At 59.9% G+C, this 26,923-nt stretch carries 21 protein-coding genes; 5 read left to right on the top strand and 16 right to left on the bottom strand.

Annotated elements, in window-relative coordinates:
• Window positions 1-69 precede the first annotated feature (69 nt).
• Together glnD and TBK1r_RS34080 are read left to right on the top strand one after the other, a co-directional pair.
• Window positions 70-2,721, top strand: a complete 2,652-nt coding sequence (glnD, locus tag TBK1r_RS34085; protein ID WP_419580667.1) for a [protein-PII] uridylyltransferase — start codon at window positions 70-72, stop codon at window positions 2,719-2,721.
• A gap of 508 nt (window positions 2,722-3,229) precedes the next feature.
• Window positions 3,230-3,958 carry a hypothetical protein gene (locus tag TBK1r_RS34080; RefSeq protein ID WP_145220192.1) on the top strand — a complete coding sequence of 243 codons (729 nt, stop codon included), beginning with the start codon at window positions 3,230-3,232 and terminating at the stop codon, window positions 3,956-3,958.
• Window positions 3,959-4,254: 296 nt separating this feature from the next.
• On the opposite strand, the gene TBK1r_RS34075 is transcribed toward TBK1r_RS34080, so the two are convergent.
• From TBK1r_RS34075 to TBK1r_RS34055, 5 genes are read right to left on the bottom strand one after another with little or no spacing between them, the layout of a single operon-like run.
• On the bottom strand, window positions 4,255-5,559 hold the full coding sequence (locus tag TBK1r_RS34075; protein ID WP_145220190.1) for a DUF1501 domain-containing protein: 1,305 nt from the start codon (window positions 5,557-5,559) through the stop codon (window positions 4,255-4,257).
• Window positions 5,560-5,603: 44 nt separating this feature from the next.
• The gene (locus TBK1r_RS34070) at window positions 5,604-8,468 is read right to left on the bottom strand and encodes a DUF1549 and DUF1553 domain-containing protein (RefSeq protein WP_145220188.1); all 2,865 of its coding nucleotides are present in this window, start codon (window positions 8,466-8,468) and stop codon (window positions 5,604-5,606) included.
• Window positions 8,469-8,513: 45 nt separating this feature from the next.
• Entirely contained in the window at window positions 8,514-9,131 is a 618-nt protein-coding gene (locus TBK1r_RS34065; protein WP_145220186.1) for a hypothetical protein, read from the bottom strand.
• Window positions 9,124-9,759: a hypothetical protein gene (locus TBK1r_RS34060; protein WP_145220184.1), complete on the bottom strand. Its 636-nt coding sequence runs from the start codon at window positions 9,757-9,759 to the stop codon at window positions 9,124-9,126. The genes TBK1r_RS34065 and TBK1r_RS34060 overlap by 8 nt, the downstream gene beginning before the upstream one ends.
• Window positions 9,760-9,809: 50 nt before the next feature.
• Entirely contained in the window at window positions 9,810-10,409 is a 600-nt protein-coding gene (locus TBK1r_RS34055; RefSeq protein WP_145220182.1) for an RNA polymerase sigma factor, read from the bottom strand.
• A 201-nt stretch (window positions 10,410-10,610) separates the two neighbouring features.
• Between TBK1r_RS34055 and TBK1r_RS34050 the strand changes: the two genes are divergently transcribed.
• Complete coding sequence (locus TBK1r_RS34050) at window positions 10,611-11,591, top strand: ROK family protein (protein ID WP_145220180.1); 981 nt, start codon at window positions 10,611-10,613, stop codon at window positions 11,589-11,591.
• A gap of 48 nt (window positions 11,592-11,639) precedes the next feature.
• Here the strand turns inward: TBK1r_RS34050 and xylA are convergent, their stop codons facing one another.
• The 4 genes from xylA to TBK1r_RS34030 form a co-directional block, all read right to left on the bottom strand.
• Window positions 11,640-12,959 (bottom strand): xylose isomerase, encoded by a 1,320-nt coding sequence (gene xylA, locus TBK1r_RS34045; RefSeq protein WP_145220178.1) that lies wholly within the window; start codon window positions 12,957-12,959, stop codon window positions 11,640-11,642.
• Between the two features lie 243 nt (window positions 12,960-13,202).
• Entirely contained in the window at window positions 13,203-15,152 is a 1,950-nt protein-coding gene (locus TBK1r_RS34040; RefSeq protein WP_419580666.1) for a proprotein convertase P-domain-containing protein, read from the bottom strand.
• Between the two features lie 35 nt (window positions 15,153-15,187).
• Window positions 15,188-17,824 carry a secretin N-terminal domain-containing protein gene (locus TBK1r_RS34035; protein WP_419580665.1) on the bottom strand — a complete coding sequence of 879 codons (2,637 nt, stop codon included), beginning with the start codon at window positions 17,822-17,824 and terminating at the stop codon, window positions 15,188-15,190.
• Window positions 17,825-18,073: 249 nt separating this feature from the next.
• The gene (locus tag TBK1r_RS34030) at window positions 18,074-18,898 is read right to left on the bottom strand and encodes an SDR family NAD(P)-dependent oxidoreductase (RefSeq protein WP_145220176.1); all 825 of its coding nucleotides are present in this window, start codon (window positions 18,896-18,898) and stop codon (window positions 18,074-18,076) included.
• A 208-nt stretch (window positions 18,899-19,106) separates the two neighbouring features.
• Here TBK1r_RS34030 and pyk point away from each other — a divergent pair, with 208 nt between their 5' ends.
• On the top strand, window positions 19,107-20,537 hold the full coding sequence (gene pyk, locus TBK1r_RS34025) for a pyruvate kinase (RefSeq protein ID WP_145220174.1): 1,431 nt from the start codon (window positions 19,107-19,109) through the stop codon (window positions 20,535-20,537).
• Window positions 20,534-21,496 carry an oxidoreductase family protein gene (locus TBK1r_RS34020; protein WP_145220172.1) on the top strand — a complete coding sequence of 321 codons (963 nt, stop codon included), beginning with the start codon at window positions 20,534-20,536 and terminating at the stop codon, window positions 21,494-21,496. Before pyk ends, TBK1r_RS34020 begins: the two co-directional genes overlap by 4 nt.
• Here TBK1r_RS34020 and TBK1r_RS34015 read toward each other — a convergent pair.
• From TBK1r_RS34015 to TBK1r_RS33985, 7 genes are read right to left on the bottom strand one after another with little or no spacing between them, the layout of a single operon-like run.
• The gene (locus TBK1r_RS34015; protein ID WP_145220170.1) at window positions 21,493-22,335 is read right to left on the bottom strand and encodes a DUF1559 domain-containing protein; all 843 of its coding nucleotides are present in this window, start codon (window positions 22,333-22,335) and stop codon (window positions 21,493-21,495) included. The two genes, TBK1r_RS34020 and TBK1r_RS34015, sit on opposite strands and share 4 nt — an antisense overlap.
• Complete coding sequence (locus tag TBK1r_RS34010) at window positions 22,332-22,712, bottom strand: hypothetical protein (protein WP_145220168.1); 381 nt, start codon at window positions 22,710-22,712, stop codon at window positions 22,332-22,334. The genes TBK1r_RS34015 and TBK1r_RS34010 overlap by 4 nt, the downstream gene beginning before the upstream one ends.
• A complete protein-coding gene (locus TBK1r_RS34005; RefSeq protein WP_145220166.1) occupies window positions 22,709-23,242 on the bottom strand; it encodes a PulJ/GspJ family protein in 534 nt (177 codons plus the stop codon). The genes TBK1r_RS34010 and TBK1r_RS34005 overlap by 4 nt, the downstream gene beginning before the upstream one ends.
• Entirely contained in the window at window positions 23,239-23,757 is a 519-nt protein-coding gene (locus tag TBK1r_RS34000; RefSeq protein WP_145220164.1) for a hypothetical protein, read from the bottom strand. Before TBK1r_RS34000 ends, TBK1r_RS34005 begins: the two co-directional genes overlap by 4 nt.
• A gap of 13 nt (window positions 23,758-23,770) precedes the next feature.
• A complete protein-coding gene (locus tag TBK1r_RS33995; RefSeq protein WP_145220162.1) occupies window positions 23,771-24,847 on the bottom strand; it encodes a type II secretion system F family protein in 1,077 nt (358 codons plus the stop codon).
• A gap of 8 nt (window positions 24,848-24,855) precedes the next feature.
• Entirely contained in the window at window positions 24,856-25,926 is a 1,071-nt protein-coding gene (locus TBK1r_RS33990; RefSeq protein WP_145220161.1) for a type II secretion system F family protein, read from the bottom strand.
• Window positions 25,923-26,864: a type II secretion system F family protein gene (locus tag TBK1r_RS33985; RefSeq protein WP_145220159.1), complete on the bottom strand. Its 942-nt coding sequence runs from the start codon at window positions 26,862-26,864 to the stop codon at window positions 25,923-25,925. The genes TBK1r_RS33990 and TBK1r_RS33985 overlap by 4 nt, the downstream gene beginning before the upstream one ends.
• Window positions 26,865-26,923: the final 59 nt, after the last annotated feature.

The raw sequence follows: 26,923 nt of genomic DNA, 5'->3' as shown, positions 1-26,923 counted from the left end.
TTTCGCTCACCCCAATCTCGGCGAACCCTCCGACGCCGGCATTCTTGGACCCTAGGCGGCGTGTTCGTGATGGCTGGTTCTTCGCTCTCGGATGTTGTTCTACGCGGCCGCGCGATCCTACGCGAGGGACGTGAGCGATGCCGCCGTCAGCATGACGCCGGGTCCCGCGGCACCCAGGTTTCCACGCTCGTCAGCGACCTCTATGACGACTTGGTGCTGGAAGTATGGAATCAGGCTTGTGCCGATCATTTTGGTGGAGAAACGCCGGCGGGGGTCGCGTTGGTCGCCCACGGTGGTTTCGGCCGTCGCGATCTGGCGCCGTATTCGGATGCCGATCTGATGCTGATTGTCCGCGGGCGCTCAACCGCGGTCGCCGAAAAGCTGGCCCAATCGCTGACGCGCGATTTGGTCGACATCGGGCTGGACGTCGGGTTCTCGTTGCGGACGCCCCGCGAAGCCTGTTCGTTGTCCTGGTCCGACCCGGTCATCTTTACCTCGCTGACCGAATCGCGATTCCTTGCCGGCAGCTTGAAGGTGTTCAAGCGTTTCTTCCAATCGCTGCGACACGGAGCGGTCCGTCGCGGCGGACGTCTGGTTCGCGATCTGATCGAAGCGCGACGCGAAGAACGCAACAAGTGGGGTGACACCAACTATCTGTTGACGCCGAATTTGAAGAAATCACGCGGCGGGTTGCGCGACATCCAAATGATTCGCTGGATCGGCTTCGCCAGGTACGGCGAAGTGGATTTGGAACGGCTGTTGAAACTCGGGACGCTGACCGATGAAGATTACCGCATGCTGCGGCGGGCCTATGACTTTCTGATCCGGTTGCGGAACGAATTGCATTTTCGTGAAGGCCGGGCGCAGGACGTGCTGGATCGGACGACGCAAGTTGTGATCGCCAACGCGTGGGGTTACAAGGGGCGTGAAGGGGTGCTGCCGGTCGAAGCGTTCATGCAGCAGTACTTTGATGTCACGCGGGATGTCCGCTATGCCGCCCGGTTCTTTGCCGATGACAACCGCAGCCGTCCGCTGATCGGTCAGATCATCGAACGGATTCGGGCCAAGCGAATCGGGGCCGACGTCCTGATGGGGCCGACGCACATCTGGGTCGAGGCGTCTCAGTTGCGAGAGTTCGCCTTGAGTCTGCCGCGGATCTTGCGTTTCATGAGTTTGGCCAATCACAACAATCGGCGGATCGGGCACCACACCTGGCAAACGATTCGCAAGGCCATGCAGGAACGTCAACCGGCAGCTCCGGATGCCGAATCGATCGGCGCCTTCCTGTCGCTGCTCAGTCGCGGCGGGCGGTTAGCGCCGTTGCTGCAGCGATTGCACGAGTTACGAATCCTGGATCAGTTGATCCCGGAGTTCAAGCGAACACGCGGGTTGTTGCAATTCAACGCCTATCACAAGTACACCGTCGACGCGCATTGCATTCGCGCCGTCGAAGCGGCGACCGATTTTGCCGATGACCCGACCGCGATGGGACGCCGCTATCGACGATTGAAAGACAAAACGCTGTTGCACCTGGCGTTGCTGATTCACGACATCGGAAAAGGATACGAGGAAGACCATTCCGTCGTCGGTGCGAGGATCGCCCGAAAGACCGGCGAGCGATTGGATTTGGACGCCAGCAGCATCGAGATTCTGGAATGGCTGGTCCTCAAGCACCTGGCGGTCAACACGGTCGCATTCCGACACGATTTAAACGATCCCGAAATTGTCATCTCCTTTGCCAAGGAAGTCGGATCGATCCGCCGACTGGAACTGCTGATCATCCATGCGGTCGCCGATCTGGCGGCCGTCGGTCCGGGTGTCTTGACCGATTGGAAGATGAAGCTGATCGAGGATCTCTATTTGCGCACCCGGCGGTATTTCGAGACCGGTGATCTGGACGCCGATCAAGAGGAGATGACTGACGAGATTCGGCACCAGGTCCGCGAGTACTTGGGAGACGAGCGTTCCGCCGCGACCAGTTTAGCGTTGCTCAAGCAGATCCCGTTGTCGATGCTGCGTCGGGAAAAGCCCGAGGATCTGGCGACACAGCTGATTCACGTCGCCGCGGCCTTGGATGCGGGCGAACGGACACTTTGCTTCGCCCAGTACGATCCGATCGCCTCGGCGATGCGGTACGTCGTCATCTTTCACCAGGACGACACTCGCGTCGGCATCTTTGCCAGGGTCGCGGGCGCATTCATGTCCTGCGGGATCGGGATCCTCCGCGCTGAAATCGTGACGTTGGAGAACATCGTCTGGGATGAGTTCTGGGTCGACGATCCCGAGTACCCCGATCAGCCTCCGCCCAAACGGATCCAGACGGTGTCCTCGCGCGTGAAACAGTTGCTCGATTCGCCGGAAAAACCACTGCCGCCACGCAAGCGGAAGTGGTCGGTCGGCAAGAAAGATGATTCAAAGACGGTCAACGTGCTGCCGACCAAAGTCGACCTGGATAACGAGACCTTGGATCGGTTCACCATCTTGTCGCTGTTCGCCTACGACCAATCTGGTTTGCTCTATCGCGTCGCCTCGGCGCTTTCGGGCCTGAATCTGGTGTTGCACTTCGCCAAGATCGATACGCACTTGGATCAGGTCGCCGATGTGTTCTATTTGACCGAAGCCGATGGCCATCAAGTGGATAACAAAGAGCGTCAAGCCGAAGTGCGAGCGGCCGTGCTCGCGGTGATCTCACCGGATGAAAACGATTCACCGGAACACTGAAGGTGCAGTCGATTCGGCGGTTGACCAGGTGGGCAACGCTGTGAGCATTGATTCCCTGCGTTTGACGAGGTGTTAGCGGCAGGACGCAAGCCCTCCGGTCCCTCATCGTTTCCCGAAACACCGGAGGGCTTGCGCCCTACCGCTTTAAAATGAGGTGTTAGCGGCAGGGCGCAAGCCCTCCGGTCCCTCGACGTTTCCCAAACACCGGAGGGCTCGCGCCCTACCGCTATAAAATGCTTCACAGCGTTGCCAGGTGGGGTTCTGACGGTCCGGTAACACCGACGCACCGTTGCTGCTTTAACGACTGCGAAAGGCGATCGAGTCGATGCGGTTGAAGGACCCGGGGGGGAGGCGATTGCCAAAGTTTTCTCGCTGACGATTTGCGTCCAGGCCGAAGCGCGGGAAAGCTTACAGTGATAGAACCGCAGAGGCATGGATGCTGCGCCGGCGATCGCCGCGAGCGACATGTCGTTCGTCTCCCTCTCTACCAATCACATGGATGTTTCTCATGCGTACTCGCACCCCCTTAGGACGGTTCGTCCTGACCGCCATGCTTGCCGGGTCCCTCTCGTTGGCCGGACAAGCCCAAGCGAAAAGTGACTTCGACGCGTTGTTGGCCGAAGTCAACTTTGACAACGCTCCCGCCGCAGCCTTGCCCGCCGCGGCACAGCCCGCCCCGATCCGAGACGTGGCGACCACCTTGGTCGACGAAACCGTCCAAGCGATCGCTGAATCGAGCGACGCGGTGGCCGACGCGACGGAATTGACCACGACGCCCGCAGCCGAAGCGCTGGCAATGCCGGCCGACTCGGAGCCGCTGCCGACACCGCCGATCGCAGAGCCGATTGCGGAGCCGATCGTGGACCAGCAGGCATCCGCCGCGGCAGTCCAGGCCAGCGCATGCTGCCACCAATGCAGCCCCAGCTGTGGCAAGCACTGCCGATTGGCCGGCTTGAAACACCGCGATTTTATCCAACCCGGAGCTTGTCAGCCCTACATGACGCCTCAATTGCCGACGTCGACGTTCTACCAATACTGGCGATCCAACGCCTGTAACGTCAACGTGTGGAATGGTTTTCGAAACCAGTGCAAGCCGCACATCGATCTGTCGATCCACGGCAAGTCGCACGGCTGCAACAGCGGTTGTGACAACGGTTGCAGCAGCGGAGGTTGCGCGGCGGCGCCGACCGATTGTGGCCCCGTGCCGGCCGAATGGTCCGGCGGCGTCACGCAGTGACGGCAGGCCGAATTTAGTTTGCTAGCAAATCGCCTGACCTGGACAAAGAAAAAAATCGGACGACGCCGCGAAACCGCTACAGGAATCGCGGTGCGTTAGCCGATACTCCAGGTACCATGGATTGGGAGGGTGGAACGATCGGTGCCATCGTTCCAGCACTGATGGGCCATGGTGAGGCAGGGAGGGCTTCACCATGGCCCTTCTCCTTTCCGCAAGAGTCATCTTGTTCGGAGGAGCAATGCAGCCCAGTCACCCGACCCGCAAGCCCGACGTGTTCGCACGTCGGGCTTGTTTTTTTACGCGAACAGGTCCTGGATGATCGAACCGTCGCGGACGAGGGTGATCGGACGACCGGTGGTGCTGTCGTATTCCAATGTGGGATCGATTCCCAGGTTGTGATAGAAGCTGGCCGCGACGTCATCGGGCGAGATGCCTTCGTGCCGGGGCCCGGAGGCGGTGTCATCGCTTTCCCCGATCACCTGGCCGCCCCGCACGCCGCCACCGGCCATCAGCATGAACATGCAGCGGGGATAGTGGTCGCGTCCGCCTTCGGCCGATCGCGTGTTGATCTTTGGGGTCCGGCCGAATTCACCGGTCACGTAGACGGCGGTCGAGCCGAGCAACCCGCGTTGTTCCAGTCCGGTCAGCAACCCGCTCAGGCCGGCGTCCAGTTTCGGCAGGTTCTGGGTCTTGAGCTTGGTGAAGTTATCGGTGTGCGTGTCCCAGCCGCCCAGTTGGACGGTGACGAACCGCACGCCCGATTCGACCAGCCGCAGCGCGAGCATGCAGCTTTGGCCGAAGGAGTCTTCGCCGAACTGGCGGGCAAAGCTTTCCGGTTCCTTGCTGATGTCAAATGCCGATCGGGCGCGTGAGGAGGTGATCATCGAGTACGCTTGATCGCCGAACTGATCGAGCCCATCGAGCAGTTGGTCGTTCTTTTCCAGGTCGGCGAAGCGTCGATCGAGTTTCTGCAGCAGCGATTGCCGGCGTTTCACTTCGTCGACGCCGATGCCTCCGGGAAGCGAGATGCCGCGGACGTTGAAGGGTCTTCCGAAGCTGGGCGAGGAATTGGTTTCCAGCGCCGAATAGCGGATGCCCAGGAAGCCGGGACCCTGGCTGGCTCTGGGGACCGCGACGGCGCTGGGGATATCGGGATCGGCGGGTTGTTCTTTGGACATCACGGCGGCAAAGCTGGGATATTCCAACGCGGGAATCGGTTTGCTGCCGGTGTTGACGTATTCGCGACCGAGGCGGTGTGCGGCCAAGGTGTGGCTGACGCCGCGAAGGATGGCGAACTTGTCCATGCACTGGGCCAGTTTCGGCAAGTGCTCGGAGATTTGAATGCCGGGAACGTTGGTCGAAATCGGTTTGAAGGCACCGCGATGCGTGTCCGGTGCGTTGGGTTTCAAGTCAAAGGTGTCCATGTGCGACGGGCCACCGGGCAACTCGATGAAGATCGCTCGATCGGCATGGCCGGGAGCGACTTGGCCGGCGGCGGCCAGTTGGTTGTAACCGGCCAGCGTCAGGCCGCCGACCGACAGGGTGCCGATCTTCAGAACATCGCGTCGTCGAACGCCATCGCAGGTTTTATGGAGTTTCATGTTTGGGATCCGGAGAGTGAGTGGGGGATTGGGTGCGGGGTGGGTCAGTGGCTGATGATGAATTCTTTGGTGTTCACGAGTGCCCACATCAAGCCCTCGATCCCGTTGGTTTTGTTTTCCGACTCGTTGATGTAGTCGATCGCAACTTGTTGTTCCTCGTCGTCGGGGTAACGACTGAGCGTTCGCAGGTAGGCCTGACGGACGACTTTTTCGAGCGATCGGTCCGACTCGATCACCCCGTCGGACCCTTCGGTCGCAACGGGCGGCGTCAACTCGGTCCAAGTATTCGGGGCGGCGACCAGTTCCTCGAAGGAGGGCACGTGGTAGTCCTTACGCAACTTTTTGGCGACGCTGTTGTATTGCTGGACGATCCGCTTTTGGGTTTGTTCACGACGAGCCTCGGGCAGCTTGTTGAATTGCCGGATGCGGTCGATGATTTGCCGCCGCATCGAATCGGCGGCACGCTGTGCTGCTGCGGCGCGGGGGTCGGCACCGGCGCCGGCACGGGGCGCGGCGATTCCGAGTTCCTTGCAGGCTTCGGCGACCCAGCCGTCGCGGGCGGCGATACGGCCATACATCTCCGCATCGTTTCGCAAGTAGATCGATTGCAACAGGCTCGGCGCGTCGCTGCGATCACAGTCGCAATTGCTCTCTCGGATCGATTGGCCGAAGACTTCCAGCGCAAAATCGGAATTGTTTCGCCGTCTTGCTTTTCCATCGGCGATCGCCATTTGATCCAGCTCGCCGCGCATCTGATCTGCTTTCTGCGTCGATCCGGTTGCCAGGACCACCATGTCGTAAACGACTTCGGCGGGCAGGCGTCGGGGAAGATGATGGGAAAAGTTTTTGCGATCGGCGGCGTTGGTGGAATTTGTCGCGGAACTGCGTTGGTAGGTGTCGCTGGTGACGATCTCGCGATGCAACCATTTCAGATCGAAATCGTGGGCGATGAATTCGCTCGCCAGGTGATCCAACAGGGCGGCATTGCTGGGCGGATTGGCCAAGTTCATGTCGTCGGTCGGATCGACGATGCCGATGCCAAAGTAGTTGCTCCAAACGCGATTGACGATCGCTTTGGCGAAGTACGGATTGGATTCATCACGCAACCATTGCATCAGTGCCGGCCGCGGGTCTTCGTCGAGGTCGACTTTTTGTTCGACGCCGAGGATTTTTCCGGTCGGGACACGAACCGGCGGCAGCTTGCGTCCTTTCTTCTTGGCGGCGGCCCGTTGTTTCTTTTGGCCGTCGGTCATGCCTCGGGCGGTGATGTACAGTTCACCGAACGGGACGACTTCACCGGATCGGGCGGCCTGTTGAATTTTGCGACGCAAGTCACCGCCGTTTAGTTTTTCGCCGCCGGTCAGTTTTTCCATCAACTCTTCGCGAGCCTTCTTGGAATCGGGAGAGACTTGGTTGGCGTTTCCGGCTCGGACCACGCCGAACAGTGTCGAGAAGTCGTCGAAGTCTTGCTTGGACCACTGATCGAAGGGGTGTTTGTGGCATTGGGCGCATTCGATCCGAACGCCCAGGAAGGTGTAGGCGAATCCGATCGCTCGGTCTTCGGGTTTTTGAAAGTTGCGGCGTGCCCAAAACAGCGGCATGCTTTCGCGCTCGGCGTATCGGTCGAAGTCGCCGCCGCAGATTTCGGTCATCTCGCGGCAGTACTCGAGATAGCTTTCGCCGTCTTCGAGCGATTCGGCGCTGACGATACCTTCGATGATTTCATCATAGGGCATGTTGTCTTGAAGGCGTTTTCGCAGCCAGTTGAACCACAGTTTGGTGCCGACGTTCTGGACCGGCAGGACGTTGTTGAGTTGTTCGGCGTTGTTGCCGGTCCAGTCACTCAGTCGAGTGGCCCACCAGGCGCCGTAGGCCGGCGATTGCAACAGTTCCTCGACCAGTCGCTGGCGTTTATCGGCTGTGTCGTCGGCCAGGAAGGCTTCGACGCGTTCTCCCGAAGGCAGGACGCCGGTGATGTCCAGCGCCGCGCGGCGGATGAATTCCGCGTCGGTGCAGAGGTCCGAAGTAACGATCCCGAGTTTGTCCAGCTTTTGCTTGACGAGCACATCGATCGGTTGGGTCGGTTCGCCCCGATTCGGTGTGCGCTGCGCGATCGATTCGGCGGCGTCGGTCGTCGGCGCCGAGATCGGACGCAGCACCGGAACCGGCACGACGGCGTTGTCATAGTAGACGACCACGTGGGTGTCGCCGGCGTCGCCGGATTGGATGTGACCCTCGGCGTCGATCGCTGCGATCGAATCGTCGTTGCTGCTGAAGCGGCACAGTGCGGTGACGTCTTCGACGGTTCCGTCGGCCCAGTGGGCGATGGCGGTCAGCTGGACGTTTTCTGCGGTGTCGCCGAAACGAATTTCCGACGGTTCGATTTGCAGTTTCTTGAGTTGTTGAAAGGATTCTTTGTCGAATCGTGCACCGTCGGCGATCCAGTTCCGCAGCACGCGATACTGCCACTGGCCTTTTTCAAAACGCTTGCCACCTTCGTGCATGTCGGCGTCGGTCGGTTTGGCAAGGATCAGACTTTCTTCCACGTCATCGACATCGACGCGGCCGGTGTTTTCGGCCATCAGCGCTTCGTGGTCACCGGAAAAGTCGTAGCCGAACAACGACAACTGAAAATCACCGCGGCCTTGGAACGAGCCGTGACAGGCTCGGCCGTTGCATCCCAGTCGGCCCAGCAAGGGCATCACGTGTTTTTGGAAATCGGGGACTTCGTCGATATCCTCGTCAGAGAAACGGGATTGGATCGAAGGTGCCGGGATGGCGGCAGCCTCCGCGGTTTGGTCGGAACGAACGGGTGCAATCGGCTCCGCCGTCACCACGCGAAATCCGACCACGGGAATCGCGGCGGCTGCGAGGCAGCAAACAAACAGGCGTGTTGAAAGCTGTTTCATAAGATTCTGGGAAGTCGGTGGGAGAGGGTGGGGAGAGGTTGTGGGTTACTCTTTTCGACCGGACTTTCGCAAATAAATTTGGAATGCCCGTTCAATGTTCTTGTCCTGTTGGGACTGTTTTTCACCGAGTCGTTTTTCGGCGACTTGCAGTTGTTCTTGAAGTTTGTCGAGCCGCGATCGCATTTGATCGACGTCGTGTTTGGCACGCGCGAATTCGGCCAGTTCCAAGCGTTTGGTCGCCTCTCGCAACGCCGCTCGATCGGCCTTGTTGTCGCGGACTTTTAGTTTGGCGACCAACAGATTGATCGCAGATTGTGCTTGGACGACTTGGACTTCCAGCTCAAAAGCGGTCTCACCGCGTTTTTGGGCAGCCTGCAATCGCCGCGACGACTTGGCCAGGTTCATGATGGCGGCGTCATATTGGCGGGGTTCTTTTTCACGCAGTTGATCGAGCAAGACGTTGATTTCGGGCAGGTGATCATGGACCATCTGCAGCACGCCGCGCTCTTGTTCTGGATCCAGTTTGCGTGGCGGCGCCTTTTTCGCGGCCTTTGACAGGGAAGGATCATCGGCGGCGGCGACGTGCCCGCTGCCGGCGGAGAAAGCGATGCAAAGAACGCCGAGCAGGCCCAGTGCGGACAGGAATGAAAGGGGTCTAACCATCGTTGCGGTCTTCCTCACCGATGGCGGCTTCGAGGGCGACCACCATCCATGAAAAGGTTTCGTCGTTGACCGCTTCGCCGAACTCGGCCGGCAAGTTGTCTTCTTCGATTGGATCAGTTGATTCCACCACGCCGGCTGACCAACCGGCCGTGTCCCAGTCGACGGCCGGCTGGACCCAGGTTTTTGCCAATTCAAACTCGAATGAAGTGTTGGTCGTTGCCGGTTCCAAAATCAGCGCCGTCGCACTGCGATTGACTTGATTCTCGCGGAGATGCATCGAAGCGAGTGAAATCACCAATATGGTTGCCGCCAACGCCGCGATCACGAGGGTGATTCGTTGCAGTGTCGCGGTCCGGTGTGCGGTGGCGGGGGAGGGAAGTGGAAGCGGAAGTGATCGTGGGGCCGGGCCGGCGATGTCGCTGGTCGTGTGCGCGGCTGGCGCGACTTGGGCGTGGGCGAGGAGGCACAGGAGTTCGCTTTCTCGGATCAACGCTTGCGCCACGGCTGGAGAATCAAATTCGGATTCGAAGCGGGCGGCTTGATGCGGCGTCATCTCACCCAACAGGTAATCCGCGCAGCGCTGACGCAGCAGGGGTTCTTGCGGGGAGGGTTTCGTGTCGGATGTCATGGAGAATGCCCTTCAGGTCAGGGCTGCGAGGGTCAATGGAACGGTTGGGATCACGGGGCGGCATCGTCATCGAGTTCATTTCGCAATTGCTGCATCGCGCGACGCATTCGCGTCAGGACGGTTCCCAGGGGTTGGTCGAGTCGATCGGCGATGGCTTGAAAGGTCATTCCTTCGGCAAGCCGCAGTCGGATCACTTGCTGGGTGTGTTCGGGCAGTTTTTCGATCGCTTGATGAACGTGTCGCAGTGTCTCTTGGGTCTCAAGATCGGATGGGGGTTCGGTGTCGATGCGAAAGCTCGCATGGGCGTGCTTTTCCAGCACTCGGTCGGTCGTCGATTTGTTTCGCCACCACCGGGCGGCTTCGTTTGCGGCGACCCGGAACAACCAGGCTCGTCGTGCCGCGTGTGGGATCTGGGAGTCGTTGCTGAGCATCGCGACCATCACGGTCTGCAAGCAGTCTTCGACGTCGGCCGCTTGGGGCAGCTTTCCGGCGAGGAAACGTCGCAACCCCGCTTCGGCTTCCTTGAACACCTCACGCCAGGCGTGTTGACTGCCCCCCTCGGTCGCACCGTCACCGGGCTGCAAGGCTCCCGGTGCATCGGGAGAGGATTCGGGGGAGGCGTCTCCATCGTCGGCGGGAAGGTTGCTCATGTTCTGCGCTTGCCGCGACTTTCATTGCGCACCGCTGTCGATTTATTTCACGGATTCGACAGGATTTTGATTTTTTCTCGGCGAATTCCTCACCAAATCGGTCGATGCCGGAAAGAAAATTCGCCCGCCCTACTGACGCGATCCGGTGCGTGGTGGGAAGATGTAGCTTAGCCGAACGTAGTGAGACATGCTGGAGTGATCATGGCAGAGAAATCAAACGACATCTGGATCGGATTTGACCTTGGCGGCACCAAAATGCTGGCGATCGCCTACGACGACGGGTGGAATGTGTTAGGCCGCCGTCGCCGAAAAACGCGAGGTCGTGACGGCAGCGATAGCGGCATCGCCAGGATCGGATCGACGATCGAGCGTTTGATCGATGAAAACGATTTGAAGAGCAAGCAGATTCGGGGGATCGGGATCGGATGTCCCGGGCCGATTGATCTGGACAAGGGCCGGATTCTGACGACACCGAATTTGGGCTGGGACGACGTCGACATTGAGCAGTTCCTGCACAAGAAATTCGATTGTCCCGTGGTCGTGCTCAATGATGTCGATGCCGGCTTGTACGGCGAGTATCAGTTTGGGGCTGCCACCGGGTCGCGTTGTGCCGTGGGGATTTTTCCCGGGACCGGCGTCGGCGGTGCGTGCGTGTACGAAGGCACGATTTTGCAGGGGGCAGGGGTCAGCTGCATGGAGATCGGTCACACCCGCATCAGCAGCGGCACGCGCAGCAGCGGCTACGAATTGCCGGGGACGTTGGAAGCCGAAGCGAGTCGATTGTCGATCGCTGCCGAAGCGGCCAAGGCGGCGTTCCGCGGAGACGCGCCGTCACTGGCCAAAAACGTCGGCACCGATCTGTCCGATATCCGCAGTGGCGCGTTAGCCGATGCGATCGAAGCGGGTGACAAAGTCATTCGGCGGCTCGTCGAGGACGCGTCCGAGTCGATCGGCATCTCCGTCGTCAACATCATTCACCTGCTCTGTCCCGACACCATCGTGCTCGGTGGGGGAATGGTCGAGGCGATGGAGGATCTGATCGTCGGAACGGTCACCAAGACGGCGCGCAAAAACGTGATGAGCGTCTACAAAGATCGCTTCAAAGTCGTCGCCGCCAAACTCGGCGACGACGCCGGAGTGAAAGGCGCCGCCGCATGGGCTCGGCGGAAGGTTGGGGAATAAGTTTCAAGTTTCAAGTTTCAAACCTGAAACCTGAAACCTGAAACTGTTTTAAACGCGATCGATGTAGCGGTTGATGACGCTTTCGAGCAATTCTTGGCGTCCGCTGACGTTTGGTTCTGCGTCGCCTTTTTCCAGCATGTAGGTTTCCAAGTCGGCGAAGGTGACTTCGCCGGCTTCGATCTTTGCTCCGATGCCGCTGTCGAAACTGCTGTAACGCTCGCTGATGAATCCTTCCAGTGCGTTGTCGGCGCGGATGGCCGCGGCGATCTTGAGCCCCTTGGCGTAGGCGTCCATGGAGCCGACGTGGGCGTAGAACAGATCGATCGGTTCAAAGGATTCGCGACGGACTTTGGCGTCAAAGTTCACGCCGCCGCTACCGAGTCCGCCGTGCTTGAGGATGTAGTACATCATCTGGGTCGTCAGGTAGTAATCGGTCGCGAACTGGTCGGTGTCCCAACCGAGCAGCAGGTCGCCGGTGTTCGCATCGATGCTGCCCAAGGCGCCTTGGGCACCGGCATAATCGATTTCGTGCATCATGGTGTGGCCGGCCAGCGTCGCGTGGTTGGTTTCCAGGTTCAGCTTGAAGTGATCGGTCAGGTCATAGGCACGCAGGAAGTTCATGCAGGCGGCCGCATCGCTGTCGTATTGATGCTTGGTCGGCTCTTTCGGTTTCGGCTCGATCAGGAATTGTCCCGTGAAGCCGATCTCCTTGGCGTAGTCGACGGCTATGTGAAAGAACTTGGCCAGATGGTCCAGTTCACGCTTCATGTCGGTGTTGTAAAGGTTCTGATAACCTTCTCGGCCGCCCCAGAACACATAGTTTTCGCCGCCGAGTCGATGCGTGACTTCCATCGCTTTCTTGACTTGTGCCGCGGCGTAGGCGAACACGTCGGCGTTGCAGGTCGTCGCGGCACCGTGCATGAAGCGGGGGTTGGAAAACATGTTCGCGGTGCCCCACAGCAGCTTCACGCCGCTGCGCTCCTGCTCCTCTTCGAGCACATCGGCAACCGCGTCAAAGTTCGCATTGGTCTCCGCCAGCGAAGCGCCTTCGGGGGCGACATCGCGGTCGTGAAACGCATAGTAGGGGGCCTGCAGCTTTTCGAACAACTCGAATGCGACACGTGCCCGGTTCTGAGCGTTTTCGACCGACTCGGTGCCATCGTCCCAGGGGCGAACCGCCGTGCCCGGGCCGAACGGGTCGCTGCCGGTGCCGCGGAACGTGTGCCAGTAAACGATCGAGAACCGGAAGTGGTCCTTCATCGTTTTGCCTTCCACGACCTCTTCGGGGTTGTACCAACGAAACGCGAGGGGGTTGTCGCTCTGGGGGCCTTCGTATTGAACGGTCGAGATGTCGGGGAACGCTGACATGACGTTAGGGGGAGTAGGGTGTTGGGAAAGAATCGTCAGGGAACGATCGGGAATGAGAAACGCCCAGTTTTGAAACCTTGACGTTCCCAAACAAGCCGATAAGCCCGGAAGTTGAGACGCAGACTCATTCGGGTGGGAAAGGATCTCAATCCCGCCGGCATTCTAGCACGTGGCGTGAGCCGGTGGCGCGCGATGGCTGCGCGTGAGGCAACACGCGCCGGTCGCTGGCGCGTCCCGCTGGGGTCAGCGATCTTTCGCTTCGCCGCCGGGCTTGCCGAGGGCGTTCTTGTATTGCTTGATCGCTTCGGTGCGGGTGGCCATGAACTTGCGTTTGTCGTCATCGCTCATCTTTTCCCACTCTTCCGACGACGGCTTGCGGAGCTTTTGGGCATACTCGGCTTTCCGTTCGGGCGTCCAGAAATCGGCGGCGGGCTTTTTAAATTCTTTGCCGATCGAAAAGTCCTGTTTGGAGAATTCGGTTCCGGCGTAGGCGGTCGATGGTGAATCCGGCCGAGACGCCGGCGCAGCCGACGTGGGTGTGGAATCCGGATCGGCCGCTACGTCGGCCGGGGCGGCGGGGAGGGAAGCGGCCAGCTCCGGCCGATTGAGCAATGATTCTTCGTCCGGTCGGGCGATCAGCGACCAGCGGTGCAGCATGCCGAAGCGATCGCTGCGGGAGCAGCGGATGGTCAGCTGCCAAACGCCGTGAATGGTCTTGCCGTTGAAGGCACTGAGGCTGGGCTGTCGTTTGGTCAAGCCTTCCGGTTGGAAGGAGCCTTCGAAGGGTGGTCGGGCTTTGACGATCGGTGTCGATGCCTGGTCGTCGAAGACGGTGCGGTCGAAGTGATCGTCGCGTCCGCCGATTTCGGTGAACAATTCGATCCGCGTTCCGTCGGGCCCGGTCAGGTACCCGTCCAAGCTGGAAACGTTGGTGTGCGTCAGCGACAGTTGCAGGTTCAGGTCTGCGATCAGGAAGTTTTCGGTGATGTCGATTTCTGAAACGATGGTTTTCTTGGGTGGCAAAATGTCGGCGTCCGTATTTTCAAACACGCCGCCCATCATCGACTTCGACGCCATCACTTCCTGCGGAGCGAGCAGGCCGTCTTGATTGCTGTCCAACGCAACAAACTCTGCAACGCGGGCGTCGGTCAGTTCGGTTGCGAACTCGGTCAGGTCGACTTGTTTGTCGCGGTTGGTATCCAATTCGTAGAACCAGCCGGGCAGGCCTTCGACTTGATCGCCGGTTTGATCCTGCAGGTTGCTGAAGTAGGCGAACAATTCGTCGCGTGACAGTTCGCCGTTTTGATCGGCGTCGACGGCGCCGGCGGGAATCCCGAGTTCGACCGTCTCTTCCATCTCCAACCGACCGTTGCGATTGTCGTCGAAGCGTCCCAGCACGGCGGCGGTCAGCCAAAAGCGGTCGCCACCGGTTCTCCACCATTCCGAACGTTCGCGCCGCCGCCGGTCGTCTTCGCTTTCTTTTTCGCTGGGGCGAACGCCGCTGCCGGTGCGGCGGCGTTGTTGGATCAACTCGCTGGAATCGTTGCTCAGCATTCGCCGCCGGGCGTACCGTTGAGCGAGTTCGAGCCGGCTGAGTTGATCGTCGTTGTTCAGGTCCATGCTGAAGGGATCGCGGTGTGTCCAGCGGGCGCGGGAGGCTTCGTAACGGCTCAGGTAGCCGTCGCGGTCGCGGTCGTAGCGTTCCAGGGTTTCGTCCGCTTCTTCAAGGTCCCGAAATTGATAGGGATACTTGACTTGCGGCAGACCGAACTCCGGCACGACCGGATCTTCGTCTCGCGGCCGAAAGCTTTTCACTGCTCGATCGTCGCTGGCGCGGACCCGTTCACCCGCGACGCCATTTTTCAGCGCGTGGTAAATGCGAGCGGCTTCCTGCCAATTTTCGATCCGATTGGGGCGGTCCAGGGACATCCGTCGGGCTTCGGCGATGCGTTCCAGGTAAGGCCTGGAAAGCGTTGTGATCTCATCGGGTTCGATGTATCCATTCTCGTTTCGGTCGAGCAGGTCCAGGGATTCCCGCAGACCGGATTGGGCGAGCACCGTGGTGGTGCCGAAGCCTGTAGCGACCATCCCGACGGCCAGGCACATCGCAGGTGCGAGCAGGCGCAAGCCGGCTGATGTCTGGTCGAGCCCGAACCAGGCCTGGAAACGGCGGAAGAAACTGAAACGGATCATCGTTCGACTCGTCAACGAAGGGCGTTGCGGGGTCACTAGTTTTTACCGTTGGTCGAGTACGGCGAACGGGACGAAGTCGTCCGTGGTGCCGTTCGCGAAGTCGATCGGGATCGGCCATCGGACTGGCCCAGGAAAATCTCTTGCAGCACGGTTTCCAGCACTTCGCTGTTACTCGGCGTGATGACCTGGATCATTTGTTCGCCGCGGACGTCGATTGTCTTGACCAACGCTTCGACTTCTTTGAACAACGGATCGGGTGCGGTCACGATCAGCGAATTGCTGGGCTCGTGAACGGCCAGTGTCATTTTCGGCTCCAAGTCGCGAGCCTGTTGTGCCGCGGGTTTGGGGGCCGGTTTCTTCGCGTCGGACTTTTTGTCTTTGGCCGATTCCTGTGGTTCATTGCGAGCCGCGTCGGCTCTGGACGCGCCGCTGCCGGGGGCACCGGGAGCTGCGGTGGCCGCCGCGACCCGTCCGGCGAACGCCTGCCGGATTGCCGCTTCGACCTCGACGGCTTTCGAGTTTTCCAGCTCGATGATGTGCGAGGTGCCGTAGGTCTCGATCGAAGTGATGCTGCTGTCTTTTTCGATGATTTGCAGGTAGTTCTCGATCAGCTCGACATCCTCCACGGTGCCTTGAACGATCAACCGATTCAGTCGTGAATCGGCGACCACCGTCGCGGTCCCCGCGATCAACGTGATCGTGCCTTCGCGGTTGGTCACCAGGCTGCCCAGAAAGGAGCTGCTCGGGGAGGTGATCGATGCGTTGACCAGGGTGTCGCTGCTGCTGGCAACGGCTTGGCCGCCATCGAGCAATTCGGCCAGCATCCGAATGGCATCTTCGGGGCGGGTGAATTTCAGATAAAACACGACCGGTTCGGCGGGGATGGAGGTGCCCGGCCCGGCGAGGGTTTCCAGGTGATCTTGGAACTGGTTCAGGACGTCGATGTCGTCGCATTGGATCAACAGACCACGCGTCGTCAATTGGCATTCGATCGCCGCCTTGGTGACGTCGGGTGACGGGGTCTGCAGCAATCGACCGCGATCGGAGACCGACACGAACTGGGCGGGCGTTTTGCTTTCCAGGGCATCCAGAAAGTCGTCGCGTTGGTCCGGCGATCGGTCGTCGGCATCGAAGGCCACTCGTTCCCGCCGCGCGTTGTTCATCGATTCGTCGGATTCAAAGAAGACGATCGGATTGGGCAGTCGCCAGAATCGAGCCGCCAGCATCAGGGATTGCTTGGCATGATTGCCGGTCAGGGAGAGCAAGCGGATGCTTTCGTTGGACGCCATCGCGTCTTGTTTTTGATCGATACCTTCGACGATCTGTTTGATCTCAGCGATTTGTCCGGGGCGGCCGCGAACAAACAGTCGTCGGTTCTCCGGGTCGGCGTCGATTTTCGGTGGCTGCACGGGCTGTTCGTCTCGATCGCGGTCTCGACGATCACGGGTATCCAATTCCAGTGTCAGGTCGAGCATCTGTTCGATCAGGGCGATCGCCACGTAGGGGTCGACGGTCTTGAGCTGGATGACCTCGAACTGGGCTTCATCGGCGGCCATCTGCTGGACCGTCATCGCGATCTCTTCTTGAATCGACGGCGGTGCGAGTGCGACGATCGTTCCGGCGGTGTTGTCCTTGGAGATCCGGACATCCTTGCCGGCCAGCAGGGTTTGCAACACGTCGTACGCCAGATCGACATTTCCGCCGGCGACGACATGCGTCTGGAACTTTGCATCGGTCTCCGAATCGGTGAGCGAAGGCGTTGGAACGTCGATCGATTCGACCAGCTTTTCGATCAGTTTGACTTTGTCTTCGATACCGGTCACGAAGATGTTCTTGCCTTCCAAGTCCGCCGACAGACTGACGTCGATCCCGATCATTTCGCCGGTAGCCAGCCCCAGGTGGGGGCGAGCAACCAACAAGACGTCTTCCGCGTCGACGTACTGCAGCGGAAAGCTCTTGACGATCGTGCCGTTGTCCAGCTTGGAGGGTTCAAAGGAATCCAGGATGGCTTTGACATTTTTTAGCTTGGCGACCGTGTCGGTGACCATCAACTGATTGGTCTTTTTGAAGACCGCCGGTGTCATCATCAACTTGATCGCGCCTAATTCTTCCACCGCCTCCTCGGCCGAGAGGGCGCCGAGCGGGAACAGGCATTTGACGACGTCGTGGTTGTTTCGTTCAGGCAACTCGTCGGCGCGAATTAATTCCGCCAGCGCGTCGAGCTGTTGAAGACTGCGCGGATCGCTGAGGTTGATGACCGAGAGCAGGTTCCCACTTCGCACCAAGGTGTAACCCTGGGGCAGCAGGAACAAGTTGATGCGATCGATCGCCTCTTGATGCGTGAACGACGAAGGGTCGCTGTAGGTGAAGCTGCCGGCGGGAACGCCGTCGATGTGTAACGCCAGGTCGGCTTCGTCGGCGATCCAGTCAATCACTTCCCGCCAGGGAACGCCCGCGAAGGCGAACCGGACTTCCGCCTCGGGGGCGTCGGCCGAGGTCGGCTGTGGATCGTTAACCGGTTGCGTGTCCGCCAGTTCTGGTTGCGGTGCCGGCTGCTCCTGCGCAGACAGCGAAGCCATCGAAAGGAGCGGGCTGGCGAGCAGGCCGGCCATGACAAAGCGAAAGACGCGTTGGCCCGGGGGGAGCAAGCGGGCATGCCGTGATCGATTCATTCGGCAACTCGTTAGTCGTAGGAAACGCCCGTGTCTTGCGAGTCGAGCGTTATGGAGGGGGGCAGGATGCTGGCGGGGGACCGGTGGGGGCCGATCGCAGCAGAGGCGGGATAGTATAAAGGGTAGTGAAGCTGCCGACGAAGTCAATCTTGAACTGGTCGGCAGGCGAGAGAACTGGTCGTGCCCGCGTGCAGTCGCGAAAACGGAAGCGATGGACGTGATCAAATCGACACAAACTGATACAGGGGTTCAGCTTGTGAACTTGAGCAGCAGCCAGTCTCCCAATCGCGGAAAGGCGTTTCCCAACACGATCAACAGTCGCAGATAGCCCGGCAGGATGACATCGGTTCGCCGTTTTTGGCCACAGGCGAGCACGGCGCGGGCAACCGTCTCGGGCGGCAAGCCTTTGACTTTGGTTCCCCCGCCGGGCGCGGCGGCACTTGCCGGGAGCGTTGCATCGGTGCGATCGCGGTAACGTGTGCCGGCATCGTCACGGCGAATCGGACCGGGGCTGACCAAAGCGACGTGGATCCCCTTGTCCCGCCACTCCAGACGCAATTGTTGCGTCAACCCGGCCAACGCGTGTTTGGCCGCGTTGTAGCCTCCCAGGTATCGGGCGCCGACTTTGCCGGCCAGCGATCCGATGTTGACGATGCTGCCGCGTGATGATTCCAACAGCGGGGCAAACGCTTGGCAGCAGAGCAGGGTGGTGACGACGTTTTGATCGATCAGCTCATGCAAGCGATCCGCCGTCAGCTCGCCGGCGAGTCCGCGGTCACTGGCACCGACGCAATTGACCAGCACGTCGAGACGTCCGAATTGATCGTCGATGGTGGTTGCGATTCGTACACAGTCATCGCGAAGGCTGACGTCACCGGCCAGAGTGACAATGCTTCGCCCCGGTTTCGTGTCCAGTTGTTGCTTTGCCGCATCGAGTCGCTCGCTCGATCGCCCGACGAGGATGACCCGGTATCCGGCGTCGGCGAATGTCGCCGCGATGACCTGTCCCAAACCGGCCGAGCCGCCGGTGACGAGCACGGTCGAGACGTCAGCGATTGGGGGTGATTCGGGCAAGAGGGCGGGGGAGGGCAGGGGAGGGAAGGGCGGCCAGAACGTGACGTGATCACGGCCATTCGGTGTATGGGAGTGATCGGCCCATTGTAGGCAAAGTAACGGTGATCGACAGTGACCCCGCGGCGCGCTTTCTTTGCAGATGCGGCTTGGGACGCTACAAAATGTCACACTCCGGGACGGAAACGCTACTCACGCACCAACATTGACCATGCCCAGTCCGACGCTTCATCAGTCCTGCACCAAGATCGTCGCCACCGTCGGCCCGGCCTGTGATTCGCCCGAGCAGCTTGCCGAGTTGATCACCGCCGGCGTGGACGTCTTTCGCATCAATACCGCTCATGGGGAGATTGCCGATCACGAGAAGAAAGTCGTGGCGATCCGGCAGGCGTCCAAGCAAACGGGGACTCCCGTTGGAATTTTGTTGGACCTGGCCGGTCCCAAGATTCGTTTGGGGGAATTGTTCTGTGACCCCCTGCAGTGTGATGTCGGGATGGAGCTGACGTTTCTCCGTGAAGGCGAGCCCACCGCGGCACACGAAGTCACGGCGAGCTACCCCAAGCTGATCGACGAATTGCGTCCCGGCAATCGCGTCATGTTGGCCGACGGATTGGTGGCGTTGGAGGTTGTTTCGGTCGACCGCTCGCGGGCGGTCTGTCGGGTGACGGCGGCCGGCGAAGTTCGAAGCCGACAGGGGATCAACCTGCCCGGTGTCAAATTGTCTGTCTCGGCACTGCAACGCAAGGACATCAAGAACGCGATCTGGGCGGCGGATCACGAGATCGATTTTATCAGTCTTTCGTTTGTGCGTACCGCCGAAGACGTCTACTCGCTCAAGAGTGTTTTGTCGGCGCATGATTGTGAGGCGTTGGTGATCGCCAAGATCGAAAAACCCGAAGCGATGGAGAATCTGGAAGAGATCGTCGATGCTGCCGACGGGATCATGGTCGCGCGCGGTGACTTGGGCGTCGAAATCGATGTCGCCGAAACCCCGCTGGCGCAAAAGCGGATCATTGATGTTTGCAAGGAGAAAATCAAACCCGTTATCGTCGCGACACAGATGTTGGAATCGATGCACCACAGCGCGCGACCGACGCGTGCCGAAGCGAGCGACGTGGCCAACGCGATTCTGGATGGTGCCGACGCGTGCATGCTGAGCGGTGAAACGGCGGTGGGGGACCATCCAGTCAAAGCGGTGCAAATGATGAGTCGCATCATGCAGTTCACCGAGAAATCGCTGCGGCATGACATGTCCGATCGCGCGATCAGCAACCGCGTGCATCCGATCACCACGGCGGTTACCTACGCAGCGACCAATATCGCCGAAGCGATCGGTGCCGCGATGATCATCATCGCCACCAAGAGCGGCGGGACGGCCTGGGTCAAAAGTAAATCGCGCAGCTTGATTCCGACCCTGGGCGTCAGCGACTGTCCGGCAACCCTGCGACGGATCAACCTGTTTTGGGGCATCAAACCGCGTAAGGTGTCACAGATGGAACATCCCGCGATGATCCGCGCCGAGGTGTGTGATTGGGCCAAAGGCAAGGGCTATCTCAAGACCGGTGATCGCATCGTGTTTGTCAGCGGCAGCGGCGTGACCGAGAATGCGCACAATTCTGTTGTCGTTCATACAGTGGAATGAACGAACAGGAACTTCAGTCGTTCGTCTGTCGGATGTTGGGCGCCGACGGCGTGAGTGCCACCGAGTCGATCCAGTCGCTGTGGAGTGGCTATGGGCAAATCCTGCGGATGACGCTGCGCGGCGACGACGTGCCGTCATCGGTGATCGTCAAACACATCGCCCCGCCGGGCTTCGGCGTTGCCAATCCACGGGGCTGGTCCGGTGATGTTTCGCACTCGCGAAAGTTGCGGTCTTACGAAGTCGAAACGAATTGGTATCGCGATTGGAGTCGCGCGTGCGATTCACGCTGTCGCGTCCCGGCATGCTACGCGATCGAGTCGTTCGCCGGCGGCCGAGTCTTGGTGTTGGAAGATCTGGACGCGGCCGGTTTCCCGAGTCGTTGCGGGCGGCTGACCGATGCGCAGCTCCATGCGTGTCTCGGTTGGCTGGCGAATTTTCACGCGACGTTCCTGGGGCGAGTCCCGAGCGGGTTGTGGGAAACCGGAACGTACTGGCATTTGGAAACCCGGCCGGACGAATGGTCTGCGATGCAAGCCGGTCCGCTCAAGAACGCGGCCGCCAAGATCGATGCCCGGTTGTCAGCGTGTCGTTTCCAGACCCTGGTGCACGGGGACGCCAAAGTCGCCAACTTTTGTTTCGGCGATCTTCACGACAGCGTCGCCGCGGTGGACTTTCAATACGTCGGCGGCGGTTGCGGGATGAAGGACGTGGCGTACCTGATGGGCAGCTGTTTGAGCGACGAGCAATGTGACCGTCGCGAGGCGGAATGTTTGGACGTCTATTTCGACGTGTTGCATTCACGGCTCGATGCATCGACCGCCGACGACCTGGAGCGGGAATGGCGGTCGCTGTTCCCTTGGGCTTGGGCCGACTTTCATCGGTTTTTGTGCGGCTGGTGCGCGACGCATCCCAAGCTGACCGGTTACAGCCGACGCATGGTCGAACGCGTCTTGGGTTAATAGCGATCGGTTTCGTCGATCAACTCGCCATCGGAACGGTTGCCGAGGTAGCGGTAGACCTGTTCGTCGATGCCGTGAGTCAGGAAGATGACCGAACCATCGGCCATGGCGAAGTTTCCTCCGCCGGCGTGGTAGCTGTCAAAGCCGCCGACTTCCAAGGCGCCCAGTTCTTGGTCCATCAGGTCGCTGTAGGTCCTGTCAACAAATTCCCCGGTGTTGCGCAAGGTTGCACGTGTTCCGGTGATCCAGCCCAAGGCGTCTTTGTCGCCGAGGTGTTCGCCGACCATGATCGTGTTGCTTGACCCGTCGGTGATTTGGGCGAAGCGGAGAGCGCTGTTGAGGAAAAAGATGCCGTTGTTGTCGGCATCGATGGGGGCTTCGACGTCGTGATAACAGCCGGCGTAGTCCGAGGTGCCGACTGGGTTCGTCCTATCGCGGCCGAAAACCATTGGATTGGACGGGCATCGATAGGCGGGGATGCTGTAGCTACGCACTTCAGCGTTTTCAGGGCTGTAGGCGCTCTTGTTGAAATCCAGTTTCGTAAACGCGGCTTGCTGTTCGATGTAGGGCAAGATGCGTGTCATCCATCCGATGTGGTTGCCGGCATTCTCTTCATTGCGAATCGGGCCCTGGTCGTCGGTCACGCCGTCGGGCAGATGCTCCATCGAGAATTCGTAATGATGGACCGAAAGAGCGATTTGCACCATGTTGTTGGAGCAGGACATGCGCCGTGCGGCTTCACGTGCGGCTTGGACGGCCGGCAACAGCAAGCCGACCAGCACGCCAATGATCGCGATCACGACCAGTAATTCGACCAGGGTAAATGCGTTTCGTTTCATTGGACTTCGCTCGATGAGTAAACGTAGGATTGGGAGGTGATGTTGGGGGCGGTTCCGAGTTTGGCGGTCACGGTTGTCTGGTCGTCGTCGACAGCAATCGTGACCGTTGCCGCGGCGTCGCGTCCGGCAAACGACAACCGCGGTTGCCAGGTTTCGCCGCTGTAATCGCGGTTTCGTTTCGATTGCATCGCCGCCCGCAGGATTCCGGCGTCCAGCAATCGCTCGGTTTGATGCATTTGCAGCCGGGTTCGGGTTTCACGCCGGGCGGCCAATGCGTCTTTGGCGATCAGGCCGATCAGTGACCCGACCACGATCAGGCAGGCGAGGACACAGATCATCAACGCGCCACGCCGTCGCCGTCTTGGCTGAATCCTCATGATGCGATGTCTCCGTTTTGATGGCGTAGTCGCAAGCCAATCGACATCCGCAGCGATCGCCAAAGGGGAGTTTCGGACTCGGCGAAGGGCGTGATCGTTTTGACGTCCAGTTGAATCTGGTTGTCCGTTTCCGATCGCGTCAACACGAGCGTCCGCGGACGTTTGAATCGATAGACTTCGTTTCGAACAACGTCATCACCGCTACGCTCGGTGCGGGTGACGGTAACGTCCGTGAGGGTGTAAACCACCTCGTTTTCGTTGACGGAAAGCCGCAGGGACTGGCCGGCCGTGTCGCCGGAATCCAGCTCCGCTTGATTGGCGATGTGCAGATCGTTGCGGAGTTGACGGCTGAGCTGGAAAAACGTCTGGTCGTCCAAGCGTCGATGTCGCGCCAGTGTCGACCAATCAAACGCTTGGTGGACCAAGCCGACGGCAACCATCATCACCGAGCTGCCGATGGCGATTGCGATGCTGAGCTCACGGAGCGTGAATCCGCGGCGTGCGGTTCGAGATCGGGTCAGCGACTTCATTGGTCGGCCTCCTGATCGTTCTCGGCAGGTTCAGCGTCGGCACGTTCAGCCTCGTCAGAGTTTGCCTCGTCTGAGTTTGCCTCGTTGGGGCTGGAAGATTCCGCGGAGCTGGTCGGCAGGGGATCGATCCAGGCGACCAGGGTGACCGGCAGCGGTTCACCGGCGCGAGTCCACTGCAGCGACAATTCGATGCGTTTCCCGTCGTCGTCGTCGACAAGGGTTCCTTCGATCGTCGCGTCATGCAGAACGTCTGCGATTGCCGGTGACACCGTCAGCTGTTCGATCGCTTGGCGTCTGGGTTCAGCCGGCATCGCGATCAGTCGGTCCAGTTGTCCGGACAGTTCATCGGCGGCAAGCTGTTGGTGGCGGGTTTGTTTCCAAATCCGTGCCGAACGGATCACCATCGGGACGGCGACCGAGAGCATCACCAGGGTGACGCCGGCGGCGATCAGCGTTTCGAGCAACACGAGAGCGTTGCGTCGGTCACGTAATCGTGGGTGGAGTGGGTGGAGCATGGAAAGGGGTGGATTAGGCGAGTGAAGTGACCAAGCTGGTCAGGGTTTGCATAACGGCGATCGTGATCCAACCGACAAACAGTCCTAGAACAATGATCGGAATGTGTTGCAGCACGCGGGCCATCGATTCGGCTTTTTGGTAGGCATGTCTGCGTTGCTTGACGGCCAACGTGTCGAGAGTCCAACCGCGGAGTGGCGGCGATTGGATTTTGTTGATCTTGTCGGCCTGGTTCTTGTGGATCAAACCTTGGTTGGCCAATTGAATCCAGATGTCCGCATCGGTCTGGGCATCGGTGCGGGCGCGGAGCAGACGTTTTCGGGTTCGGCGGTCGGGGTGAAACTGGGCCGCGGCGGTCAGTGTCGGCGCGATCGGTGTGCCTTGTCGGGTGGGCACGGCCAGCAATCGCAGCAGACCGGCGGATCGTCGTTCGGCGATCGTCGGCAGCAGTCGTCCCAGGGGTGAGAGTCGAATTCCACGCCGCACGTCTTCAAAGAGCATCAGGATGCAGGCACCCAAGACGACCAGCAATGCGATCGGAACCACCGCCGCGAAGGTGTCGCTGAAATGGACCAGTGCGAGCATCAGCGGCGGCAATTCCATCGCAAATTCTTCGAAAATCTGCTCGAAGGTGGGGACGATGAAAATCATCAAGAACGAAGCGACCAGGATCGCAAAACAGAGCACGCCGAGGACGTAACCGAGCATGCCGCGGATGATTTCACCGGCCGCGGCTTGGCCAGCGTCATCGCTACGTTCCAGCAGGAACACAAACGTTTCATTGAGCGTCTGGGTTTCGATCGCACATTGAATGGCCAACGTGTCGTCTTCATCCAAGACACCCGGCGTGTGCGCCAGTGCGGCGCTCATCGAACTGTCCGCGGCGATCCATCGTTGAAGCATCATCAGCTTCTTGCCGTAGCGACCGGGATGCTCGGCCGCCAAATTCCGAATCAACGTTTTCGGATCCAAACGTTGCGAGTGGGACAGTGCCAGAATTCGAAGCAGTGCGTTCTGTTTGCTGCGCGTCGAATTGCCGACCAGCCCACTGGGAAGCATCGATTGGAGCAGTCCGGAGAGAAAATTGAACATGTGATCGATCAGGAGGAGAGAGACGAGACCAGACTGACCATTGGCGAAAACAACGCGAGGACGAGAAAGCCGATCATCAGACCGACACCGATGACGGTGAATTGTCCGAGGATGAACGCGACCCAATCCTTGCGACGCATCGACAAGTCACGATAGCTGGCGGCCAGTTCGCGAAGCATCGTTGTGTTGGGCGGCGAGGGGACGGGATGGGCGGACGGAAGGGCGGGGTTGAGTGCAAACAGAAAGTTCGGCGGAAAGATCAACGCGGAACGGGTCCGATGCAACAGGCTTGCGTCGTGGCCGGCTTGGATCGCAAGGTCGCCGATCAGGCTCCGCATTGCCACGTCGGCATTGGATTCGGCGGCGATCTTGAGCGCCCGGTCCAGTTCGATCCCTTCGTCGACCAGTTCCGCGACTTGCAATGCAACCTTGGCCAGCGATTGTCTCATCATCGGGCCGTGCACCGACGTGCCGAACAGCTTTCGTTTGACGGAAGTGTCGCCGATCCAGACCCACAACAGACCCGCCACACCGGACAGAAACGTGCACAGCAGGATGAAGGCCAGCAGGGGATGGGCATCGATCCCTCGCGAGAGATTGATCAACGCCTCGGTCGGGGCCGGCAGTCGCAACCCGAACTCCCGGTACATTTCATCAAAAGTCGGGACCAGGAAGACGATCACTGCCATCAGCAAGGCGATCGCGATCAGCATCAGGATCAGCGGATAGGCGATGGTGCGGATCTTTTTGGTCCGCAGGCTGTGCTGGAAGGCGGACTGTTCGAGCATCGCGGTCAACGCATCGGTCGTCGCCGCCGACGATTGGAGCGTGAGCAGCCAACAATGCTCCGGGAACCGGGCGACAAGCTGCGCGGGAGTCGCGCCTTCGTCGAGGGCGGTGGCGAGCTGACGCAGTGTGTTGCGTGTCCAAGCACTCGGGATCTCTTGGGCGATGTTTCGCAGTTGCGCCGGCAAGTCCTTGCGGGTGTTTCGCACCCGTTCGATGCGCTCGTACAGCGACTTCATCGGAACCAATGTCGTTTCGCCGCGTGGGTCGTCGCCTTTGGATTCAATCTTCATCGGTTCAACACCTCCATGGCACCCTCAGTTTGCAAGATCGCGATCCAGGGCAGAAACGTGGCCAAGCCATAGCCGAGCACGATCAATCCGGCGAACAGCAAACCGATAAAGGCGGGCAGTTTTGTCACGAAGGTTTGGCGACGGTCGCCGGCCAAAAAATGGTAAAACCCGGCCAGACGGCTCAACGCTCTCGCTTGAGACTGTGGGGCTCCGTTGCGGACGATGTTTTCGGCGATCGGTCGGATCGGGAGCTGCGGAGAAACACTGGTGCTGGCCAGCGAGAGCGCCGTTTCTTGGTCGACGCCCGACGTGATCAGCACTGCCAATCGCCGCGATTGTGATTCGGCCGCAAGCCAACGCGAGTAGGCGGTACCGCCGGGAAAGAGTGACAGCAGCGGGCCGTTGACCAGTTTGCGCCAGATCCACCAGCAGGCGATCATCAGGATCGGAAAGCCGATGATCCAATACGGCATGGCACCACGGATCGCAATCAACCACCCTGTCACACCGCTGGGGGTCAGCCCTTGTTGGGTGTATTGAGTTTCGATCGACGGAACCGAAAGCGTGCAGAAGATGATCATCCCGAGGTAGGCGAGCCCGGCGACGACAAGTGGTTCTTTAATCGCTTGGCGGAGCGGGCCGGCCGTCGCTTCACGATCAAGCTGTTGGATCGCGATCGACTCGAACACCGGCACCGGATCGTCGGACGCCAGCAACATTCGCGCGATCGCCCGATAACGCTCCGGCACGTCATGCTTTTCCAGCAACGCGTCGGGCGAAAGGTCGCGTCCGACATCGACGAGCAGCCGTTCGTTGAGTTCACGAAGCCGTTCCGCCGTCTCGCTCCCGAGTCCAAAGTCCAACGGAATGTTCAGGCCAACAATGGCGATCGCTTGCTGGTTGAGAGAGAGCAGTCGCGCAGCGGTTGATTCAGACATGAAATGGCTTGGCGGCGGCGGAAGGGATCATCAGGGCAAAAGGCTGATGCGCCGGCGTC

The organism is Stieleria magnilauensis, assembly GCA_007753675.1.
GTDB lineage: Bacteria > Planctomycetota > Planctomycetia > Pirellulales > Pirellulaceae > Stieleria > Stieleria magnilauensis.
The sequence above is the reverse complement of the archived record's forward strand: the minus strand, read 5'-3'. Positions and strand labels throughout refer to the sequence as shown.

Excerpts from the sequence above, each read along its gene's own strand:
- glnD (WP_419580667.1), top strand. The coding sequence starts at position 70 with ATGGCTGGTTCTTCGCTCTCGGATGTTGTTCTACGCGGCCGCGCGATC.
- TBK1r_RS34065 (WP_145220186.1), bottom strand. The coding sequence starts at position 9,131 with ATGGTTAGACCCCTTTCATTCCTGTCCGCACTGGGCCTGCTCGGCGTT.
- TBK1r_RS34055 (WP_145220182.1), bottom strand. The coding sequence starts at position 10,409 with ATGAGCAACCTTCCCGCCGACGATGGAGACGCCTCCCCCGAATCCTCT.
- TBK1r_RS34020 (WP_145220172.1), top strand. The coding sequence starts at position 20,534 with ATGAACGAACAGGAACTTCAGTCGTTCGTCTGTCGGATGTTGGGCGCC.
- TBK1r_RS34000 (WP_145220164.1), bottom strand. The coding sequence starts at position 23,757 with ATGCTCCACCCACTCCACCCACGATTACGTGACCGACGCAACGCTCTC.
- TBK1r_RS34035 (WP_419580665.1), bottom strand. The coding sequence starts at position 17,824 with ATGAATCGATCACGGCATGCCCGCTTGCTCCCCCCGGGCCAACGCGTC.
- TBK1r_RS34005 (WP_145220166.1), bottom strand. The coding sequence starts at position 23,242 with ATGAAGTCGCTGACCCGATCTCGAACCGCACGCCGCGGATTCACGCTC.
- TBK1r_RS34080 (WP_145220192.1), top strand. The coding sequence starts at position 3,230 with ATGCGTACTCGCACCCCCTTAGGACGGTTCGTCCTGACCGCCATGCTT.
- TBK1r_RS34070 (WP_145220188.1), bottom strand. The coding sequence starts at position 8,468 with ATGAAACAGCTTTCAACACGCCTGTTTGTTTGCTGCCTCGCAGCCGCC.
- TBK1r_RS33995 (WP_145220162.1), bottom strand. The coding sequence starts at position 24,847 with ATGTTCAATTTTCTCTCCGGACTGCTCCAATCGATGCTTCCCAGTGGG.
- TBK1r_RS34040 (WP_419580666.1), bottom strand. The coding sequence starts at position 15,152 with ATGATCCGTTTCAGTTTCTTCCGCCGTTTCCAGGCCTGGTTCGGGCTC.
- TBK1r_RS34050 (WP_145220180.1), top strand. The coding sequence starts at position 10,611 with ATGGCAGAGAAATCAAACGACATCTGGATCGGATTTGACCTTGGCGGC.
- xylA (WP_145220178.1), bottom strand. The coding sequence starts at position 12,959 with ATGTCAGCGTTCCCCGACATCTCGACCGTTCAATACGAAGGCCCCCAG.
- TBK1r_RS34010 (WP_145220168.1), bottom strand. The coding sequence starts at position 22,712 with ATGAGGATTCAGCCAAGACGGCGACGGCGTGGCGCGTTGATGATCTGT.
- TBK1r_RS34015 (WP_145220170.1), bottom strand. The coding sequence starts at position 22,335 with ATGAAACGAAACGCATTTACCCTGGTCGAATTACTGGTCGTGATCGCG.
- TBK1r_RS33985 (WP_145220159.1), bottom strand. The coding sequence starts at position 26,864 with ATGTCTGAATCAACCGCTGCGCGACTGCTCTCTCTCAACCAGCAAGCG.
- TBK1r_RS34075 (WP_145220190.1), bottom strand. The coding sequence starts at position 5,559 with ATGAAACTCCATAAAACCTGCGATGGCGTTCGACGACGCGATGTTCTG.
- pyk (WP_145220174.1), top strand. The coding sequence starts at position 19,107 with ATGCCCAGTCCGACGCTTCATCAGTCCTGCACCAAGATCGTCGCCACC.
- TBK1r_RS33990 (WP_145220161.1), bottom strand. The coding sequence starts at position 25,926 with ATGAAGATTGAATCCAAAGGCGACGACCCACGCGGCGAAACGACATTG.
- TBK1r_RS34060 (WP_145220184.1), bottom strand. The coding sequence starts at position 9,759 with ATGACATCCGACACGAAACCCTCCCCGCAAGAACCCCTGCTGCGTCAG.